Origin of the sequence: Parasphingorhabdus sp., from assembly GCF_039977335.1 — a bacterium.
Classification (GTDB): Bacteria; Pseudomonadota; Alphaproteobacteria; order Sphingomonadales; family Sphingomonadaceae; genus Parasphingorhabdus.
Genome location: NZ_JBDWDI010000004.1, coordinates 1,274,753 through 1,292,888, shown reverse-complemented (window position 1 = coordinate 1,292,888; position 18,136 = coordinate 1,274,753). Strand labels below are relative to the sequence as shown.

21 protein-coding genes and 1 tRNA gene are annotated in these 18,136 nt (G+C 52.6%); 15 read left to right on the top strand and 7 right to left on the bottom strand.

The features are described 5' to 3' along the window. Positions 1-6: 6 nt before the first annotated feature. From ubiB to ABJM21_RS13505, 7 genes are all read left to right on the top strand, one after another. Complete coding sequence (ubiB, locus tag ABJM21_RS13535; protein ID WP_348300528.1) at positions 7-1,560, top strand: 2-polyprenylphenol 6-hydroxylase; 1,554 nt, start codon at positions 7-9, stop codon at positions 1,558-1,560. A gap of 2 nt (positions 1,561-1,562) precedes the next feature. After that, entirely contained in the window at positions 1,563-2,063 is a 501-nt protein-coding gene (locus ABJM21_RS13530) for a hypothetical protein (protein ID WP_348300527.1), read from the top strand. A 37-nt stretch (positions 2,064-2,100) separates the two neighbouring features. Continuing rightward, positions 2,101-3,372, top strand: a complete 1,272-nt coding sequence (locus ABJM21_RS13525) for a bifunctional phosphopantothenoylcysteine decarboxylase/phosphopantothenate synthase (RefSeq protein WP_348300526.1) — start codon at positions 2,101-2,103, stop codon at positions 3,370-3,372. A gap of 7 nt (positions 3,373-3,379) precedes the next feature. Beyond that, complete coding sequence (gene dut / locus ABJM21_RS13520) at positions 3,380-3,826, top strand: dUTP diphosphatase (protein ID WP_348300525.1); 447 nt, start codon at positions 3,380-3,382, stop codon at positions 3,824-3,826. Positions 3,827-3,862: 36 nt separating this feature from the next. Continuing rightward, positions 3,863-4,267: a hypothetical protein gene (locus ABJM21_RS13515; protein ID WP_348300524.1), complete on the top strand. Its 405-nt coding sequence runs from the start codon at positions 3,863-3,865 to the stop codon at positions 4,265-4,267. Continuing rightward, the gene (locus ABJM21_RS13510; protein WP_348300523.1) at positions 4,264-5,046 is read left to right on the top strand and encodes a HesA/MoeB/ThiF family protein; all 783 of its coding nucleotides are present in this window, start codon (positions 4,264-4,266) and stop codon (positions 5,044-5,046) included. Before ABJM21_RS13515 ends, ABJM21_RS13510 begins: the two co-directional genes overlap by 4 nt. Positions 5,047-5,115: 69 nt before the next feature. Beyond that, entirely contained in the window at positions 5,116-5,526 is a 411-nt protein-coding gene (locus ABJM21_RS13505; protein ID WP_348300522.1) for an MAPEG family protein, read from the top strand. A 9-nt stretch (positions 5,527-5,535) separates the two neighbouring features. On the opposite strand, the gene ABJM21_RS13500 is transcribed toward ABJM21_RS13505, so the two are convergent. Further along, positions 5,536-5,883 carry a GFA family protein gene (locus ABJM21_RS13500; RefSeq protein ID WP_348300521.1) on the bottom strand — a complete coding sequence of 116 codons (348 nt, stop codon included), beginning with the start codon at positions 5,881-5,883 and terminating at the stop codon, positions 5,536-5,538. Beyond that, positions 5,876-6,580, bottom strand: a complete 705-nt coding sequence (locus ABJM21_RS13495) for an NAD-dependent deacylase (protein WP_348300520.1) — start codon at positions 6,578-6,580, stop codon at positions 5,876-5,878. The genes ABJM21_RS13500 and ABJM21_RS13495 overlap by 8 nt, the downstream gene beginning before the upstream one ends. A 53-nt stretch (positions 6,581-6,633) precedes the next feature. Here ABJM21_RS13495 and dapB point away from each other — a divergent pair, with 53 nt between their 5' ends. Continuing rightward, positions 6,634-7,365 carry a 4-hydroxy-tetrahydrodipicolinate reductase gene (gene dapB, locus ABJM21_RS13490; RefSeq protein ID WP_348300519.1) on the top strand — a complete coding sequence of 244 codons (732 nt, stop codon included), beginning with the start codon at positions 6,634-6,636 and terminating at the stop codon, positions 7,363-7,365. A 75-nt stretch (positions 7,366-7,440) separates the two neighbouring features. Here the strand turns inward: dapB and ABJM21_RS13485 are convergent, their stop codons facing one another. Next, complete coding sequence (locus ABJM21_RS13485) at positions 7,441-8,682, bottom strand: serine hydrolase domain-containing protein (protein ID WP_348300518.1); 1,242 nt, start codon at positions 8,680-8,682, stop codon at positions 7,441-7,443. Positions 8,683-9,158: 476 nt separating this feature from the next. Between ABJM21_RS13485 and nth the strand changes: the two genes are divergently transcribed. From nth to ABJM21_RS13470, 3 genes are all read left to right on the top strand, one after another. Beyond that, positions 9,159-9,797 carry an endonuclease III gene (gene nth, locus ABJM21_RS13480; RefSeq protein WP_348300517.1) on the top strand — a complete coding sequence of 213 codons (639 nt, stop codon included), beginning with the start codon at positions 9,159-9,161 and terminating at the stop codon, positions 9,795-9,797. Positions 9,798-9,938: 141 nt separating this feature from the next. Next, complete coding sequence (locus ABJM21_RS13475; protein ID WP_348300516.1) at positions 9,939-10,358, top strand: hypothetical protein; 420 nt, start codon at positions 9,939-9,941, stop codon at positions 10,356-10,358. Between the two features lie 81 nt (positions 10,359-10,439). Then, positions 10,440-10,516: transfer RNA gene (locus tag ABJM21_RS13470), tRNA-Arg, on the top strand. A 113-nt stretch (positions 10,517-10,629) separates the two neighbouring features. Here the strand turns inward: ABJM21_RS13470 and ABJM21_RS13465 are convergent. From ABJM21_RS13465 to ABJM21_RS13450, 4 genes are all read right to left on the bottom strand, one after another. Then, a complete protein-coding gene (locus ABJM21_RS13465; RefSeq protein ID WP_348300515.1) occupies positions 10,630-11,004 on the bottom strand; it encodes a hypothetical protein in 375 nt (124 codons plus the stop codon). 752 nt (positions 11,005-11,756) lie between these two features. After that, positions 11,757-12,269: a DUF3598 domain-containing protein gene (locus ABJM21_RS13460; protein WP_348300514.1), complete on the bottom strand. Its 513-nt coding sequence runs from the start codon at positions 12,267-12,269 to the stop codon at positions 11,757-11,759. 29 nt (positions 12,270-12,298) lie between these two features. Then, positions 12,299-12,709, bottom strand: a complete 411-nt coding sequence (locus ABJM21_RS13455) for a nuclear transport factor 2 family protein (RefSeq protein WP_348300513.1) — start codon at positions 12,707-12,709, stop codon at positions 12,299-12,301. Then, positions 12,706-14,121 carry an MmgE/PrpD family protein gene (locus ABJM21_RS13450; RefSeq protein ID WP_348300512.1) on the bottom strand — a complete coding sequence of 472 codons (1,416 nt, stop codon included), beginning with the start codon at positions 14,119-14,121 and terminating at the stop codon, positions 12,706-12,708. Before ABJM21_RS13450 ends, ABJM21_RS13455 begins: the two co-directional genes overlap by 4 nt. A 157-nt stretch (positions 14,122-14,278) precedes the next feature. On the opposite strand from ABJM21_RS13450, the gene ABJM21_RS13445 reads away from it, so the two are divergent. From ABJM21_RS13445 to ABJM21_RS13430, 4 genes are all read left to right on the top strand, one after another. Beyond that, entirely contained in the window at positions 14,279-15,064 is a 786-nt protein-coding gene (locus ABJM21_RS13445; protein WP_348300511.1) for an IclR family transcriptional regulator C-terminal domain-containing protein, read from the top strand. Positions 15,065-15,234: 170 nt separating this feature from the next. Next, complete coding sequence (locus ABJM21_RS13440) at positions 15,235-16,440, top strand: NAD(P)/FAD-dependent oxidoreductase (RefSeq protein ID WP_348300510.1); 1,206 nt, start codon at positions 15,235-15,237, stop codon at positions 16,438-16,440. Next, entirely contained in the window at positions 16,440-17,207 is a 768-nt protein-coding gene (locus ABJM21_RS13435; RefSeq protein ID WP_348300509.1) for an arylmalonate decarboxylase, read from the top strand. The genes ABJM21_RS13440 and ABJM21_RS13435 overlap by 1 nt, the downstream gene beginning before the upstream one ends. A gap of 10 nt (positions 17,208-17,217) precedes the next feature. After that, entirely contained in the window at positions 17,218-18,135 is a 918-nt protein-coding gene (locus ABJM21_RS13430) for a polysaccharide deacetylase (protein WP_348300508.1), read from the top strand. Position 18,136 lies beyond the last annotated feature (1 nt).

Here is an 18,136-nt window from a genome sequence, read left to right as displayed (position 1 = left end):
CATAGCATGACATCATCCCGAACCCATATCTTTCGCCTGCTCAAATGGGGCCGCACGCTCGCCAAGCACGGTGCGTTGCGCGATATAGAAAAGCATAAGACGACACCGCCGCAAGTGCGCCGTTTGTTTCGGATTGCCCGGCTGGGTACGATCCAGCCAAAGACGCCCAATTACTCCGCAGCGCTTCAGGCTATCGGTCCTGCTGCGATCAAGCTGGGGCAGACATTGGCAACGCGGCCCGATATTATTGGCGAGGAGGCCGCGCGCGATCTTCTGCAATTGCAGGATAATCTGCCGCCAGTTTCCTTCGACAGTATCAAGAATGAAATTGAGGGAAGCCTCGGAAAGCCGGTCGACGCGCTTTACAGCCATATCGACCCTGAACCGGTGGGCGCTGCGTCTATTGCGCAGGTCCACCGCGCGACCACTATTGAAGGCAAGGACGTCGCGGTAAAAGTGCTGCGCCCTGGTATTATCAAGAAATTCACTTCGGATATCGAAACCTATGAATGGGCGGCCGCCCATCTCGAAGCCATGGGCGGCGAGGCGAAACGGCTCCGCCCGCAATTGGTTATTGCCAATTTCCGGCGTTGGACCATGCGCGAGCTGGACCTCCGCCGCGAAGCAGCCTCTGCCTCTGAGCTTGATGAGCATATGGCCAATGTCGAGCAATTTGAAATTCCGTCGATTGACTGGGACCGGACATCTGGCCGGGTGCTGACGCTAGATTGGGTCGATGGTATCAAGATTTCGCGCCGCGATGATCTGATCGCCGCTGGTCATGATTTGAATGATATTGCCAATCGGCTGGTCCACACGTTCCTGAAACAGGCGATTGAGGCGGGCTATTTCCACGCCGATATGCATCAGGGAAATTTGTTCGTGAAAGCCGACGGGACCATTGTCGCGATCGATTTTGGCATTATGGGACGGATCAACAAGAAAGCGCGTTTCTGGTTGGCGGAGATTTTATACGGCCTGACCACCGGCAACTATAAGCGCGTCGCGGAAATCCACTTTGAAGCGCAATATGTGCCCGACCATCATAGCATGGAGGATTTCGCAACAGCGCTGCGGGCCGTTGGTGAGCCGATGCGCGGCAAGCCGGTGAGCGAGCTTTCGGTCGGTGATATGCTCGATGGCCTATTCGCCATCACCCGCGATTTTGATATGGAAACCCAGCCGCATCTGCTGCTGCTGCAGAAAACCATGGTGATGGTTGAGGGGATAGCGACCGATCTTAATCCCAGCATCAATATGTGGGACGCTAGCGGACCCTATGTGAAAAACTGGATTCGGGGTGAATTGGGGCCGGAAGCGGCCATAGCCGACCGGATTAATTCTGACATGGATACGCTGATGATGCTGCCCGACATTGTGCGGCGGCTCGATCAACAGCTTCCGCGCCAAGGCGGCGCTCCGCCGCCTCCGCCGGTGGCTGACGTCGAGTTGCTCTGGGACAGAAGCAAGCCGAGCAATGGCGGAGGGTTTTGGCGTTATGCCCTGACAGCTGTTATAGCAGCGTCGGCTGGTGCGGGCGCGCTATGGATGTGGGGGTAAAAATGATCTTGCGATATATAATGATATTGGCAGCGGCATTCTTCATGGTCATCAATCCGGTCTTGGCGCAGAGCGAGACATCTCTTTTTGAAAAACTCGACGGCACATGGCGCGCCACTGGCAATAGTTTTTACGAAAAAGCGCAATCCAAGATGGTCTGGTCCAAGACGCTGGGCGACCATTTTTATCGTATCGACTACAGCTTTTCGACGACCGGAAAAGCGGAAGAAGGCTTTACCGGGATTGGCCACTATCGAATGGCGGATCGGCCTGATGTCACCGGCTATTGGGTAGATAATAGCGGCGATCTTCATCCGTTGAACGGAAAGGTTAAAGGCGATCGTCTGAGAACGATCTGGGGCGAAGCCGGAAGCAAGCAGGGTCTCACGGAATATCTTTTGCTGCCTGATGGCGGGCTCCAGGTTACCGACTGGCTTTTGACCGATGACGGATGGAGAGAATTCAACAAAACAACATTCCAAAAACAATCTGCCGGTCAGTGACTGGACTCTCCGAATATAGCAGGCCACAATCGCAATCATGAACGAACCCAAACATATCCTGCTGATCATCGGCGGCGGCATCGCGGCCTATAAAGCCAGCGAGCTGATCCGCCTGATCAAGAAGGCTGGGATGACGGTCCGCTGTGTTCTCACCGAATCGGGCGCGCAATTTGTGACGCCGATGACATTGGCGGCCCTCTCCGAAAATGAAGTGCACACGACGCTCTGGTCGCTGAAAGACGAAACCGAGATGGGGCATATCCAATTGTCCCGTGAGGCGGATCTGGTGGTGGTTTGTCCCGCGACGGCTAATTTGCTGGCGAAGATGGCGGGCGGCATTGCTGACGATCTGGCGACAACCTTGTTACTCGCAACCGATACGCAGGTGCTGGCCGTACCCGCCATGAACGTGCGCATGTGGGATCATCCGGCGACCCAGCGCAACATAGAACAATTGCGCGCTGATGGGCTTGTCGTGATGCCGCCCGATGAAGGCGATATGGCTTGCGGTGAATTTGGTCCGGGCCGCTTGCCCGAACCGCCGGCTGTGATGGCTGAGATTATGCGCCACCTTGGTGAATCGACTGATTCTTCCTCACTCGTTGGTGAAAATGAACTCGGTCGTAATCCGCTGGAAGGGCAGCCTGCCTTTGCACCCGACCAACATCGGCCACTTCACGGTAAACATGTACTTATAACCGCAGGCCCAACGCGCGAACCGATTGATCCAGTGCGCTATATTGCCAACCGGTCGTCTGGTCGTCAGGGCTTTGCGATTGCTGCTGCTGCCGCGGAAGCGGGCGCACAAGTGACCTTGGTGGCTGGGCCGGTTCATCTGCCAACACCTGCAGGTGTGATGCGGGTCGATGTAGAGACGGCCTTGGAAATGGAAGCCGCCGTGCAGGACGCTTTACCCTCCGATGTTGCGATCATGGTGGCCGCCGTTGCCGATTGGCGAGCCGACGCGCGCGCGGAACAGAAAATCAAGAAGCAAAAGGGCGATGCACCCGCACCGCTCGCACTGATCGAAAACCCTGACATATTGGCCGGTCTTGCGCGGCATGAAAATCGCCCCGGCCTGCTCATCGGCTTTGCCGCTGAAACCGAAAAGATCGAGGAACATGCCCGTGCGAAGCTAGCCAAAAAGGGCTGTGACTGGATTATCGCCAACGATGTGTCTGGCGACGTCATGGGCGGTGCAGAGAACAGCGTGCATATTGTTACCGCTGATGGCACCGAAATATGGGAACGCCTTCCCAAACCAGAAGTCGCACGGCGTCTGGTAAGCAAAATCATCGAAGAAATTTGAGGGACTAATGTTTGAACCGATCGAGATAGCCGTAAAACGGCTCGACGGCGCTGGCGATCTGCCTTTGCCCAGTTATGAAACCAGCGGCTCGGCCGGCATGGATGTCCGTGCTGCTGAAGCAGCCTCTATTGCTCCGGGAAAGCGTGGTCTGGTCGGTACCGGTTTCGCGTTTGCCATTCCCGAAGGATATGAAGTGCAGGTGCGTCCCCGCTCTGGATTGGCACTAAAAAAGGGTATATCCGTTCTCAACTCGCCCGGGACAATCGACAGCGACTATCGCGGAGAGATAAAGGTGATATTGGCCAATCTTGGCGAAGAGGAATTCATCATCGAACGCGGCGACCGAATTGCGCAGATCGTCGTAGCACCGGTGCAACGAGGAAATTTGGTGGAAGTAGAAATACTTGATGATACTGCACGCGGTACTGGTGGTTTCGGTTCCACCGGTGTATAGTTTGCGAATTGCACGTTTTTTGGAAAGGAATGACCTATGATTGACCTTCTTTTTGCTATGGTTCTTGCTACGACAACGACACAGGACGTTAACCTTGCGACTGCTATGCCAGCAGACTATTCAGTGCTCGAAACGGCGCAATTTAGGAAACCAATTTACTATGCGCAGCGTCATGAGATGGCAGCTGAACGCGCGGCAAAGAAGGCCAATTGCAAGTTCCCCACGGCAGAGCGATGGGTTTATGCCAAGATTGAGGCAGCCATTTTGGTAGCGCCGGACGGAGAATTGATGAAGGTCGTACCAGTCGAAAGCGGTTGCCGGGAACTGGAAACCTACACCGTCAATCATTTGACCAAATATGTTGGTAAAGCAGGTCCGTTGAGCGGCGGCCAGAAAGCCACTTGGTATAAAACAGCGATGCATTTTCACTGGCCTGAATGAGCGATTTAACCGACGAACAGCTTGACCGTTATGCCCGCCATATTGTCCTTAGAGACATAGGCGGCATCGGTCAGAAGAAGATTCTCGACGCTCATATATTGATCATCGGCGCGGGCGGTATCGGTTGTCCCGCGATTCAATATCTGGCCGCTGCTGGAATTGGCGGCCTCACGATTATTGATGATGATGTGGTGTCGCTATCTAACCTTCAGCGTCAGGTTTTGTTCACTACAGAAGACATCGGATTGCCAAAAGTTGATGTCGCAAAAAAAGCAGCACAAAAAATCAATCCTGATGTCGCAATTAATATAGTTAATCAAAGACTTACCGCGCAGCATTTTTCTGATGATGCTGCAGCATTTTTTGGGCAGTTTGACGTCATACTGGACGGTTCCGACAATTATCAGACCCGGCTTTTGGTGTCGGACTATTCGCTCGGCCATCGCGTTCCGTTGGTGTCGGCTGCTATCGGGCAGTTTCAGGGCCAGCTCGGAATATTTCGTGGCTGGGAAGATGACAAGCCCTGCTATCGCTGTTTTGTCGGCGACGCACTCGACCCGGATGATTGTGACAATTGTTCCGAAGTTGGCGTATTAGGGGCCATGGTGGGCCTGATGGGCAGCTTTGCCGCGATGGAAGCGATCCGGGTTGTCACCGGCTTCGGCGATGATCCGGCCGGCAAGTTGCAACTGTTCGACGGTCTCAAACCCTCAATGCGCAGTATCAATCTGCCCAAGGACCCGGAATGCAAAAGCTGCGGGACGCTGCCAGACAGCTAGCAACAAGACAGCTAATTGCCTTTCTCCCGATATTGCGCAATTGTCGATGGCAACAGGGGAGACACGTTTATGACATTACCAGTAACCGCCTTAACCGCCGCTATCTGCGCCTTGTTGATGATATTTCTACTGTTCAAGGTGGTCGGCCAGCGGCTGCGCACCGAAACCGGTTTCGGTGCTGGCAGTGATCCGAAAATGGATATGGTGCGCGGCTGTCATTCTAACCTGATCGAAAATGCACCAATGGCGATTTTATTGCTCGCCTTGCTCGAAATGACCAACGCCCATCACTGGGCTCTAACCGGACTGGCCGGGCTTTTTCTTGTCGCGCGCGTGGTCCACATATACGGCATGTATCAACATTTTGCCGACAAGACGGTCAAGTTTCGCCAGCTGGGCGTGATGGGCTCCACGCTATCCATCCTCGCGATGGCGCTTTGGGTGATCTATCTGTTTGTAACGGTCAATCTGCTCAACTGACGTGCTGATCTAGAAACTGGCACCATCGACTTTCCGAACCGGCAAGTGGTGCCAGTCTTTCGGATCAAACATCCGCATATTGACGCCCATGCGCTCGGGCAGGGCTGTGAGCGGCGTCCAGTGGGTATGGGAACCGCAGATTTTGCAATTCCACAACGTGATGGTCTTGTCGCCCTGCACATGCCCATTTAGCACCTCGGGCTTTGCATCGACCGTCACGGCCGATGGATTCCAATATCCTCCGGTCCAGCCGCTTTTCGTGCACCATGAGCAATTACACTGCACTCTTTCTGTTGGCGGTGACGGAACCGTGATCTGCACCGCGCCGCAATGACACTGGCCCTTCATTTCAACCATCGCTCAAAATATCCTCGACCCAGGCCGGAACCAGCTTCCCCGCTTTACCCATCCGGCTTTCGTCAAAATACAGGCTGCCGTCAGAGGGATCGAGATTCATCTCCAAGGTCTGCGCCCCGTAATGTTGTGCTGACCGGACAAACCCCGCCGCCGGATAAACAGCGCCAGACGTACCGATTGAAACGAACAAATCACATTGCGCCAAAGCCAGCTCAATGCGCTCCATCTGGTACGGCATTTCGCCAAACCAGACGATATCGGGCCTGAGTGCGATCTGATCGCAATGAGGACAGGCGGGACCGCCCGACAGATTTTCGGTAACGGCAGAACGCTCACCGCAAGCCAGACATAATCCGCTTAAAAGCTCCCCATGCATATGGAGCAACCGCTGTGATCCCGCGCGGTCATGGAGATCATCGACATTTTGCGTGACCAGCAAAAGATCCCCGCCCCAGTCCGCATCCAGCCGCGCCAGCGCCTTGTGCGCGGCATTGGGATGGACAGTCTGCAATTTGGTGCGCCGCTCGTCGTAAAATTTCTGGACCAGCACAGGGTCGCGCTGAAACGCCTCTGGCGTAGCCACGTCCTCCACCCGGTGCCCCTCCCACAGGCCATCGGGCCCGCGAAAGGTTGCAACACCGCTTTCCGCACTAATCCCGGCACCGGTCAGAATGACAATATTGTTTATTTCGCGCATACCGCTATGCCAGCAGTTTAAGCACAATAATGCAAGCCTATGGACGGAAACTTATGACAGCAATCGGGATTATTGGCAGCCAAGGCCGGATGGGTCATGCATTGGTCAACGCCATTGGCGAGCAGCAAGAACTCAGCCATGCCGGGGGTGTGGATCAGGACGATGATTTTGCCGAGCTGCTTGCGCATAGCGATGTGCTGGTCGACTTTTCGGTCCCTGATGGGCTGAGTCAACGACTCGATCTTTGCGCTGAAGCTGGCAAGCCCATGCTGATTGGCACCACCGGTCTTGCACCCGCCCATCATCTGTCTATCGATGCCGCTGCACAGACCATAGCCGTGCTGCAAACCGGCAACACCTCACTGGGGGTCAATATGCTGGCGGCGCTGGTCAAAGAAGCCGCGTCCCGCCTCGGTTATGACTGGGATATCGAAATTGTCGAAATGCATCACCGCCACAAAGTCGATGCGCCATCCGGCACCGCCATCCTGTTAGGCGAAGCCGCGGCAAAAGGGCGCGGAATTGATCTGGACGACCATAGCGAGCGTGGCCGCGATGGCCATACGGGTGCACGCGGCAAAGGCGCGATCGGCTTTGCATCGCTGCGCGGCGGATCGGTCGCCGGGGATCATCAAGTCATATTGGCCACTGACGAGGAGCGCATCGAACTGGGCCACCGTGCAGAAAACCGGATGATCTTCGCGCGCGGCGCGGTCAAGGCGGCGCTCTGGCTGACCCGGCAACAGCCCGGCCGCTATGGGATGGATGGTGTGCTGGGGCTTTGATTTAGGTTTGTTTTGCGCGCGCAAGGGAAGTTACGGATAGGGTAGCTGCAGTTCGGCTATCGACCTTTGTTTTAGTCATTCCTTGGTAGCTAACAAAGGGCCCGTGCCGCGCTTGGCGACTTCGTAGGCTTTGCGCGCGAATTCCTGCATCCTTGGCCATCCCCAACCGCGCGTGTTGGTCATAATCGCTATGGATATATTGGTTGTCGCTGCATGAAAGACGATCGTCGTTGAACCGGCTTGAGTGCCATCATGGCCGATGAGCTGATCCTCGCCAAAAGCATACGTCATGACGCCCAAACCATACCCTTCGTTCAGACGCTTTCCATTCTTGTCGACCGGATCTTTAAGCATCTCCGCCTGTTTGGTTGCAGATACCAAATCGCCCCGTCCATAGGCCTGTGCGAAAAGAACGAGGTCTTCTGCCGTCGACAAATGTCCGCCGGCAGGAAGGTTTTCGCTTACGTCCCTCGCTGTCGTACGCCTCAGGGTACCGTCGGCCTGCAGGTCATATCCGGAAGCTCTGTTTGGGATAATCGACCGAGCATCGTCCTCCACCGTATCATCCATGCCAATGCCGGAAAATATCTGTTCTCGAAGAATGGTTTTATAAGGCTGTCCTGCCGCTCCCTTAAGAACGCAGCCGAGCACCCGATAGCCGAACGAGGTGTAAAGATATTGGGTACCAGGTTCGAACAACAGTGGTTCATCGGAAAAAACGGCCAGGGGCTCAACAACATCTGTATACCGCTTTACGAAGCTATGGCGGTCTTTCAGGTAAAGGAATTCTATGGCCTGTCGTTCCTCATCGCTTTCGGCGGCGTCGTATTCCTCCTTGTAATTTCTATAATGACGGATTCCGGATGTATGCCCCAGGAGATGGCGTGCCGAGACCGGCCAGCGCTTTTCGGGGTATTCCGGGCAATAAGTCTGGATAGGCGCATCGAGATCCAGTACGTTCGAATCTGCCAACTGAAGGGCCGCCGTGGCTGTCAGCCATTTTGAGATCGACGCGATACGATATCGCGTCTCAGGAGTCGCCTCCACGTTCAATTCGACGTCGGCTTTGCCATATGCATCTGAAAATACGACAACACCGTCGCGGGCGATCGCGATCTGAAGAGATGACAACCCGGTCTCTTCAAGCTCTTCCCGCGCGAGCGTCGAGATACCAGCCTCAAGCTCTACCACAGGGGTTTCACTGGTGTTCTCAACATCAGTTTGAGAAGCGAAGAGGGCCGGAGTCAAAAGAAATGCACATGCGGCCACGACTGAAACGCGGGCGATGCCCTGGCTTAGCCTAGTGTATGGGGACATCTAGCGGGGCACTCCAATAAGGCGTCAGAGGCTGCCAGCATGGCAGTTCTAACTGCGACCATGATTATCGGCTAAATAGTTCTCTTCCGATTAGGTGGAACCTGGTCCTGCCCACTCGGCATCTGAGACCTCGATTAACCTCGCTTTCAGCAACTCATGCTACAGCGTTCATGGAGACTTACACAGCGCATCAGCCAAGTCAACGCCGATGTCTGAGGCAAAGATTGGCGGCGCGCGGCACCACAAAAACCGAATATTCACCACGAGAACCCCGACCTTCGTTCAGGGCCGTAAATCGATATGCAATTGATTCATCTTGGCAGCATAAAATCTCATATCAAACTGTGCTCTGGAACACTTCTACAAATATCCTAATATCAAAAGAAATATGCAAACCGCGCAGGCGACACAGTACCATCTTTGTCACCTCCGTCTAAGCAATTGTATTTTCGCCGCTGGGCCGCCATGAAGCGCTTATGAAAAAGGATGATATTTTTGAATTTTATTCGCGGTTAGCCGCCGATAATCCATCGCCAGAGACAGAGCTGAATTACGGCAATGTCTATCAGCTGGTCGTCGCAGTGGCCCTGTCCGCGCAATCTACGGATATTGGCGTCAACAAGGCGACACGGTTGCTTTTCGAACAGGTGAAAACGCCGCAGCAAATGGTGGACCTGGGCCTTGATGACCTGAAAGAGCATATCAAGACCATCGGGCTTTATAATACCAAAGCCAAAAACGTGATCGCTTTGTCGGAACTGCTGATCGCCGACTATGATGGCGAGGTTCCTGCGGACCGCGATGAATTGACCAAGCTGCCTGGTGTTGGCCGCAAAACTGCCAATGTCGTGATGAACTGCGCTTTTGGTGCCGAGACATTCGCCGTGGATACCCATATCTTTCGCGTAGGTAACCGCACCGGGCTGGCACCGGGCAAAACCGTGTTGGCGGTCGAGAAAAAGCTTGAAAAACAAACGCCCAGTCCGTTCCGCGTCCATGCTCATCACTGGCTGATTCTGCATGGCCGCTATATCTGCAAAGCGCGCAAGCCGGAATGCTGGCGTTGTCCGTTGGATGACCTGTGCCGCTTCAAAAAGAAGACACCTGCTCCCTGATCCACTGGCACCTTGCTTGATCGGGCCGTGATCCAAACGCCCTGACCCGCCAATAGCTCAGATCACCGTTCAGCTTTCCGAAATCCTGAGAGGCGTATTTTTTGAAAGTGAGGGTCGGCGTTTATATATAGGAGATACCTTATGAAGCTATTAGCCCCAATTCTTATCGGTTCCATCATCATGGGTGGAGCGGCCTATGCGGGTAAGAAAAGCTCGAAAGACGACAAATATATCATCGAGAAAGTCGGTGAACCCAAAACCTGCATCAACCGGTCCCAGATTCGTTCCACCGATGTCATTAATGATCAGACGATCGATTTCAAAATGCGCAACGGCGACATTTATCGCAACGAGTTGCCGAACAGATGCAGCGGTCTGGCCTTTGAAGAAGCCTTTTCCTACCGCACATCAACCAACCGGCTTTGCAATGTTGATATCATCCGCGTGCTGGACAATACCGCTGGCCGCATTGATACTCGCGCAGCATGCGGTCTCGGTAAATTTCAAGAGATTACCAAGACCAAACGCGAAAAGAACGATCTTAAAAAGATCAGCAACTAAAATAGCCCCGCATCTGCGAAATTAGTGATTGGCAAAGCAGCATAGCCGCTGCTAAGCGCTTCTGCGGCATCCATTGCCCAGGCACCCGTAGCTCAGCTGGATAGAGCGCTGCCCTCCGAAGGCAGAGGTCACAGGTTCGAATCCTGTCGGGTGCGCCATATTTTTCAATGACTTAATGGAATTTTATAGGGCAAGAAAATGCCCCGGGCAGCACTGAGGTAGCACGTTATATTAGGACAACAGACTATCGAACTGTCAGAATTATCCATTTTCAACGCGGCAAGAAATATCCATCACTAGCAGCACGCGCCGCTCCCGCGGTGATGAGCGTTTCCAAAACAGCTTCGATTTGGTCACGGCGTTTAGAAGTGTTGTGTCCTTCAAGCGCAGCCGATAGCTCGGGGACTTGAGTTGGGCCCTCTGCCATAGAGAGAAAATCTCGAAGGGTACGTATTTGGTCGAGGCCATCGGTAGGCCATTTGATATCTTCAGCGACCAGCACCGCTTCGCCCAAATCAGCTCCCTGTTGCTCCACGCCCTGCACTTTGTGGCCAAGGCCCGGGATTGGGAAATCAGGACGCAACCATCGGACAATGCCGTGCTTTTCATCAACGGATCGCTCCTGATTGAGTGCCACCAACGTCATTGATCTTATAAGCGAGAAAATACACCTTGTGGAGTTTCCGTGCCCTGCGGTGCAACGGGTTATCCTAGGTCTGCGGTCTCCGCATTCGCTCGAATGCGAGTTGAAATCAGTTTTAGCAGAGCACTTTCCAGGAGCTATTTTGACTAGGGTAAGTGCAGATCGTGCCAGCACAACTGTTTCAGAGGAAACGGTCAGTTAATTGGCCGATTTTCGCACTGATCGAGAATAAGCACTTTAACGATTTCAAGTCTAAATAATCCACGACTGTCCAGTCTTGGATATAACTGATGTATTACCGGAAAAACCGATATTGAGTCCTATACTTCTCGTAACTCATTGAAAAATATGGTGACGGTTGCAGTTCCTGGCGAACCCGTCTCTCCGCCGACATTCCCTGCTCCACGTGAATTTGCAGGGATTTTCGGCGAAATTCAATCATATTACTCTGAGCAGTACGATTGGGAGGCGGCGTTTCAGCAGGTTTTGACCAAGAATTCCCTAACAAGCATAACAGGGAAATCTCTGTGTGATTCAGGGAATCGATACGATCATGCAGAGAAGGTGTTTGGCGTCCGTTTGAGGCGCAAAAGTGGCCGTTAGAAATTGTATCGAATTGGAATGAAACTAACCTCTGCGCTAATGTCCGATTTGTCCTGAATGGACTCAGCAAGACCCTGACTCTGCGCCTAGCGCACGGTCTTTTTCATCTTAGTTAACCGAGTTAGAAAGGACTAGATCCAATGCATAAGAGTTTATGTAGGGCTCTCAAAATTTGACCAGTTTTGCCAATCTTCAGTGACAAAATGCTCGTCAATCAACGTGCGCATGTAGCATTTGCCGTCACGAAACCATTGCCATGTGCGCGCACGGTTTTTGTTCGCTTCATCGACCTGGATCATCTCATATAGATAGACTCCAGGTTCACCCTTGCGAACCCAGTTCAGGCAGGTTGATAAGTTATTATCATCTGGCTGCATGGCGGCTGCCCAACCCTTGATCAAATCATTATCCCACCAGATTCTGCCATCATGATAATTAGCGGGGAAGTCCCTAGTTTCAGTCTTGCCATTGTCCCAATAATAATAGTTTGTTTGATGGTAATCCGACGGTTTGCCATCTTCAGGAATGCGACAAACGAGCCGGGATTTATGGGCATCGACCAGCTCGCCGGTCACGGCATCGTAATAGCGATAAACACCCTCCCATACACCCTCTCCGGCGGCCAGAAGTGGCATATTTTCTTGTATTTCTTGCTTGATACCCATCAGAATATTCCTTCAGTTGTGCCATTGGATCATTGGTTGTTGCCGACTTCAAAGCCTTTGCTCAGTGGAGCAGAGGCGAAGATTAAAATGTCTTCAATTTGCCCATCTTCACGGATTTCGAAAAAGTTGCAGTTGGACATATGCGTTTCTTCGCCTTCATCGTCGATCAGGGAGATATTGAACCGGATTGCGACCCGGTTTTCATGTGGATCGGCTGCCGTGACAAAATCCCTGAAGTGGATCGATGGAAAGCTTTGAATGAAATCCTCGAGATGGTCGCGCAACGCCGCCTTACCTGTATAAGTGAAATTGCTGCTTGGAATGCGCATCTCGCAATCATCGGCAATGCCTCGCATGACACCCTCAAGGTCATGCGCATTCAACATTTCAAAAAACCCTTTGATGCAAGTTGCCACAAGTTGTTCTCTTGCCTGGTTCATACTCGCGGTTCCCTTGATCCTGAGACAATGTCGAGCACGTCTTTCATCGGGAAATCATGTGAGGATCTGAAAATTTTGTCGAACAGCGCTCCAGATTTGTCTGCAAAGCCTGCAACTTCGAAGCAAAATGCAGCTTTTGCGAGTTGGTCAGTACGTGACATTGGAAAATCGGGAGACCCGAAGGGCGCATCAATGACCCGTTCAATTCGTCGGCCGTCCTTAAACAATATCTCAATGCGTTGCGGCGAGAGCGCGTTGGGATCAGGGTTGCCATCCAATATGATCGTGACTTTCCTCGCATCAGCGGCCACTTGTTCGGAATTCATAATTCCGGCTGTAAAGCGGCGCGGATCAATGCGGCCCTCACGGATCATCATTGGAGCGATAAATTGTAGACATAGCCGCGCATAAGCCGGGCTCATATCCCTATCATATGGGCGTCCTACCAGCAGCATGATAAGCGATGGCACATGTACTGTAATCGTTTCAATCATATCCAGATCAAGTTGCTCGCTATCACAGACATCCATTATCGCGGTTAATGTTGCCTGTGTGGCCCTGCCGGCAGGAAAGGGTTTGTGGGCGACTTCCTTCACTTTCCAAGGTTGGGCCCATTGTTCAAATTGAGCATCCAAACTGTCAGCTTGCTCAATCAGTCTAAAGTAACCGAACTTGCCATCGATCACGTCGTGCGGTCCGCTTATGCCCGCAGCTACCAAGTCCACGGCGGTGAGAGCCGAACGCGCAGCGAGGCCGATTTGCAGTGGCAAGGCCTCCGAACCTTCCCAATGGGCCTGCATTGTTCCTGCTACTTGGCTATAGGCGAGACCCAAAAGATCGAGCATCTGCGATCTGGAATAGCCGCGAAGATATCCCAGCGCCATTGACGCTCCCATCAAACCAGCGGCAGATGGTCTGAAAAAGCGCGGTTCGGTAGTGGCGCCAGCACCAAAAAACACGGCCGTTTCGACTCCAATGATCAACGCTTTGACTATGTCATCCATTGACGAAGCGGTGCATTCCGCTTCAGAAATCAATGCGGCGGTCGTTGTACATAATGCTATAACGACAGACGGTTCGTGCAAAGCATCCCATTCCAGGCAATGAATTTGAAAACCATTTATCACCGCAGCAGATTGAGCCGACATCCTGACGCCCGGCCGTCCCAATATTCTGCAATCCCCACTTTCATTCCAGTGAGATACAGCATCGAATAGTTTTTCGCTCGCGGGGTTTACCGTGCCAGCGACACCGACAGCCAGCGTATCTGCCAGAAAGGTCTTTGCGGTAAACATGGTGCCTTCATCGAAATCCACGTTGCCGGCAGCAATTATACAGTCGACAAGCCTTTCGCTGGTCGGGCAGCTATTGCGATCAATTGCGCCTGATTTTAAGAGCGTGTCGATGGACATGCAGCCAGTAAAGACGGATTATTCAGAACACATAGATTGGGCATGGCTCATATCCGCCAGGCGGACAAAATTCGTTTAGAAGCCGCGGGCATATTGTCCGACTCCCAATTCCATGCAACATTATCCGCCTGACGGATAGACATGGAGGATATGACTAATGGAGCGCGGTGTTCCCATTCGGGCAATCTCTCGGGCAATATCAGTATTGTCAGCCATAAATCGCAGTGGCTCGGCGACGATGATGGAAATTTCGAAGAGCGCAGAAATCCCTTATCCTACGGCATCACGCATCGTGCAAACCTTGTTGCACGAAGGCCTGATTGAGCGGGAGTCAGCCCGTAAACGGTATCGCGCTACGGCGCTGGTCCATACGTTGTCCATGGGCTTTCAGGCCGAAGACCGGTTGGTTGTTGCAGCCCGGCCCCATATCGAAGCATTGTGCAACGAAATCAAATGGCCGATATCATTAGCGACCAGAGTCGGGACACGCATGATGGTTCGGGATTCCACTCACAAATTAACATCGCTAACATTTTCCAACTACTATCCCGGTTTCACATTGCCGATTGCGGAATGTGCTACCGGTAAGGCATATCTTGCCTTTTGCAGCGGCGAGGAACGAGAAGCGATCATTACTGGCTGGCGGGCGACGGACAATGAGACCTCCAAACAGGGGCTTTTAATTGTCCATGATGATAGTGTCCTGAATCAAATTCGGGCTGATGGTTACGCATTGCAGATGCGCAACCTTTATAACGCAGAGCCGGGAAAAACCTCTTCGATAGCTGTGCCGATTCATGGAAATGACGGCGAGCTTATCGGTTCTCTGGCCATCATCTATTTCGCTTCCGCCCTGAAAGCCGGGCCAGCCGTTGAGCAGTTTTTTGGACCACTGCAAAAAACTGCGTTGGCAATCCAACGGCAGATAGAGACAGCCGTGTAACGGCTAGGATCGTAAATTGACCAAAAATCAGTTGTAAACGGCACCTTCTATCCGCGCATCGGATAGTCTGGGCAATCAGCATTACCGCAGAGCGAAGACTAGGGAACAAAGCTGTCCAGCGCATCGGTGTCGGCATCTATGCAAAAACAATTGGTGGTTGGAGCTATTGGATGCAGCATCTTCGAACGCAAATAGTCATAGCTGGCGCCGGACCCGTGGGAACCGTTGCGGCTTTCTATTTGGCTAGCGAAGGAATCGACGTGATCTTGCTTGAATCCGGAAGCGATTGCGCACAGGATTTGCGGGCGTCCACCTTTCATCCTCCGACACTAGAGATGCTTGATCGGTTCGGGATTACCGAGAAATTGATCGCAAGGGGCCTCAAGGCACCAATATACCATTTTCGAGAGCGGAATACAGGCGAGATCATCGATTTTGATCTCGGGGAAATTGCGGATACGACTGACTTTCCTTTTCGTATCCAGTGTGAACAATATCACTTGTCCCGGATGTTAACCGAAAATGTGCTGAACCAGCCAAATGCTGACGTCCATTTTGACCATCGCGTTATCGGTTTTGACCAGGATCAGGATGGGGTGGATGTATATGCGGAAACTCCGAACGCGATCGTGCATGTTCGAGCTCAATTTCTTATCGGAGCGGACGGATCGAACAGCATCATCCGCAAATGGCTCGACACCGATTTCGATGGTTTCACTTATCCCGAAAAATTTCTTTGCTACACGACAACAGAAGCTCTTGAGCAAAGACTGCCCAATTTATGCTATGTAAATTACGTGTCCGATCCGGACGAATGGATGGTACTTTTAAAGGTGCCATCTCTCTGGCGGGTGCTGGTGCCGGCAAAAGAGGGTCAGGACGATAGTGAACTGCTGGCTGATGCGAAAAAGAACCAGGTTTTCGATGGTTTGCTGGGCGATGGGGAGGCTGTAGAAACGGAACATCGCACCATCTATCGCGTCCATCAACGAGTGGCGAAACGCTTTATGCATGGACGGGTAGCGATTATCGGTGATGCGGCCCATCTCAATAATCCGATCGGTGGATTTGGAATGAACAGCGGCATCCATGATGCCTTCAATCTTTGTGAGAAATTCGTTGGTATTTTCAAACGAAACAAGGATGCAACGACCTTGCTCGATATGTTTGAGCGGCAGCGCCGAAAAACCACGCATGATTTTATTCAGGCGCAAACGATAAGAAATATGGAATATCTCTCCAGAGGCGAAGGATTGGAGCACCAGCAGCGCAAGAACGAGATGCAGCGGGTTCATGAAGATCCGATGGCACGGCGGGAATTTCTATTGCGCCAATCTATGATACAAAGCCTTGAACAGGAAAAGGAATTGGTTTGATGCCGATCAAGCCGCGTCCTAATCCCGATAGTCTGGGCTGGCGCAAATTATTCGGTGTGCTTGGCCCATCCACCAATACAGTCGTTCAACCTGATTTTGATGATCTGCGCCCAATTGGCGTGACTAATCACTATAGCCGGATAGTGGTGGAAGACGCGCAAGCCATATCGGATGAAACGTTCATGGCCGGGACGCTCGAAATATCGAATAATACGCTGGAGGCCGTGCGAGGGGTCTTAACTTGCAATCCCGACTATCTGGTCATGGGCATGTCGGCTGTCACCTTTTATGGTGGTGCGGAAGGTGCCTTGAAATGGCGGGAGAATATTGAGCGGGAGGCGGGTCTCAGTCTCTGCACCGGATCACAATCCTTGATCGAGGCTTTTGGTGCGTATGGCGGAATTGGCAAAATAGCGGTGCTTTCTCCTTATTATCCATCCGCCAACCAGCAGGTTGCCCAATTTATGGCCGACTATGGCATCGAAACCGTTCGCGACAGCTGCCTGCGCTGCCCTAGTTGGACTTCAATCGCACAGGTGCCTTCCTCCACCTTGCGCGAGGAGTTGCGAAAGCTTGATGGTGATGATGTGGATGCGTTGGTGCAAGTAGGTACCAACCTTTCGATGACCCGGCTTGCAGCGGCAGCCGAACTTTATCTTGGCAAACCGGTAATCGCAATTAACACAGCAACCTACTGGAATGCGTTGCGCCAAAATGGCATCACCGACCAAATCGCCGGTTTCGGGCGATTAATGGAAGAATATTAGAAAGCCCGCCATGCTCGAATATGATTATGTTCCGCTGCCCCACCGCAATCCTATCAAATGGCCAGGGGGAGAGGGTCTGGCGATCATCTTTACCTTCAATCTCGAAACCTGGGATCTGACCAAGGATACCGACAAGCCATATTATGCGGGTGGTCCTGCAATCCTGCCCGATATTCTACCCGGCAATATTCCCGATTTCCCCAATTACAGTTGGCGGGAATATGGACAGCGCGTCGGCATTTGGCGGCTATTCGAATTGTTTGATGAAATGAACATTGCGGCGAGTTGCACTACCAATGCCGTGACCTTTGAGCGGCGGGGTGCCATGACGGACGCCGTTCTGGAGCGTGGATGGGAACTACTCGCCCATAATTTCGAACAAGGCGAATTGCTGACAAATTATGCAGAAGATGAAGCCGCTGAACGAGACGTCATATTGCGCTCCATCGAGACCTATGAAAAACATGCCGGACGGATGCCGGTTGGTTGGTTATCCTCTTCGTTGCGCGGCACTATGAATACGGCAGGAATATTGGCTGAGCAGGGGTTCAAATTTTACTGCGACATAATGAACGATGATCAACCCTTCATGATCCGGACGCAGCATGGTCCGATTGTTGGCCTGCCTTATTCCAACGTCATCAATGATTTCACCATGGTCACTCGGCAATCACTGACGACAGATCAGTTTCGCGACCAGCTGATTGAAGAATTTGATGCGCTCTATGCCGACGGCAAAAAGACCGCGCGGATCATGAATATCGGCCTGCATCCCCATGTTTCCGGGCGGGCTCATCGAATCCGAGCCTTGCGTGAATTTGTTGCACATGTGCAGTCTCATGATAGTGTCTGGTGGCCCAAACGCGAGGAAATCGCAGACTGGTATGCGGACAATCACGAGGCCCATTTTCCGGGGCAATTGGGTTAAT

Coding starts and splice junctions, on each gene's coding strand:
- ABJM21_RS13510 (WP_348300523.1), top strand. CDS start 4,264: ATGAGCGATTTAACCGACGAACAGCTTGACCGTTATGCCCGCCATATT.
- ABJM21_RS13495 (WP_348300520.1), bottom strand. CDS start 6,580: ATGCGCGAAATAAACAATATTGTCATTCTGACCGGTGCCGGGATTAGT.
- ABJM21_RS13485 (WP_348300518.1), bottom strand. CDS start 8,682: ATGTCCCCATACACTAGGCTAAGCCAGGGCATCGCCCGCGTTTCAGTC.
- ABJM21_RS13450 (WP_348300512.1), bottom strand. CDS start 14,121: ATGTCCATCGACACGCTCTTAAAATCAGGCGCAATTGATCGCAATAGC.
- dut (WP_348300525.1), top strand. CDS start 3,380: ATGTTTGAACCGATCGAGATAGCCGTAAAACGGCTCGACGGCGCTGGC.
- ABJM21_RS13515 (WP_348300524.1), top strand. CDS start 3,863: ATGATTGACCTTCTTTTTGCTATGGTTCTTGCTACGACAACGACACAG.
- ABJM21_RS13525 (WP_348300526.1), top strand. CDS start 2,101: ATGAACGAACCCAAACATATCCTGCTGATCATCGGCGGCGGCATCGCG.
- ABJM21_RS13505 (WP_348300522.1), top strand. CDS start 5,116: ATGACATTACCAGTAACCGCCTTAACCGCCGCTATCTGCGCCTTGTTG.
- ABJM21_RS13440 (WP_348300510.1), top strand. CDS start 15,235: ATGCAGCATCTTCGAACGCAAATAGTCATAGCTGGCGCCGGACCCGTG.
- ABJM21_RS13500 (WP_348300521.1), bottom strand. CDS start 5,883: ATGGTTGAAATGAAGGGCCAGTGTCATTGCGGCGCGGTGCAGATCACG.
- ubiB (WP_348300528.1), top strand. CDS start 7: ATGACATCATCCCGAACCCATATCTTTCGCCTGCTCAAATGGGGCCGC.
- ABJM21_RS13475 (WP_348300516.1), top strand. CDS start 9,939: ATGAAGCTATTAGCCCCAATTCTTATCGGTTCCATCATCATGGGTGGA.
- dapB (WP_348300519.1), top strand. CDS start 6,634: ATGACAGCAATCGGGATTATTGGCAGCCAAGGCCGGATGGGTCATGCA.
- nth (WP_348300517.1), top strand. CDS start 9,159: ATGAAAAAGGATGATATTTTTGAATTTTATTCGCGGTTAGCCGCCGAT.
- ABJM21_RS13460 (WP_348300514.1), bottom strand. CDS start 12,269: ATGGGTATCAAGCAAGAAATACAAGAAAATATGCCACTTCTGGCCGCC.
- ABJM21_RS13465 (WP_348300515.1), bottom strand. CDS start 11,004: ATGACGTTGGTGGCACTCAATCAGGAGCGATCCGTTGATGAAAAGCAC.
- ABJM21_RS13455 (WP_348300513.1), bottom strand. CDS start 12,709: ATGAACCAGGCAAGAGAACAACTTGTGGCAACTTGCATCAAAGGGTTT.
- ABJM21_RS13435 (WP_348300509.1), top strand. CDS start 16,440: ATGCCGATCAAGCCGCGTCCTAATCCCGATAGTCTGGGCTGGCGCAAA.
- ABJM21_RS13430 (WP_348300508.1), top strand. CDS start 17,218: ATGCTCGAATATGATTATGTTCCGCTGCCCCACCGCAATCCTATCAAA.
- ABJM21_RS13445 (WP_348300511.1), top strand. CDS start 14,279: ATGGAGCGCGGTGTTCCCATTCGGGCAATCTCTCGGGCAATATCAGTA.
- ABJM21_RS13530 (WP_348300527.1), top strand. CDS start 1,563: ATGATCTTGCGATATATAATGATATTGGCAGCGGCATTCTTCATGGTC.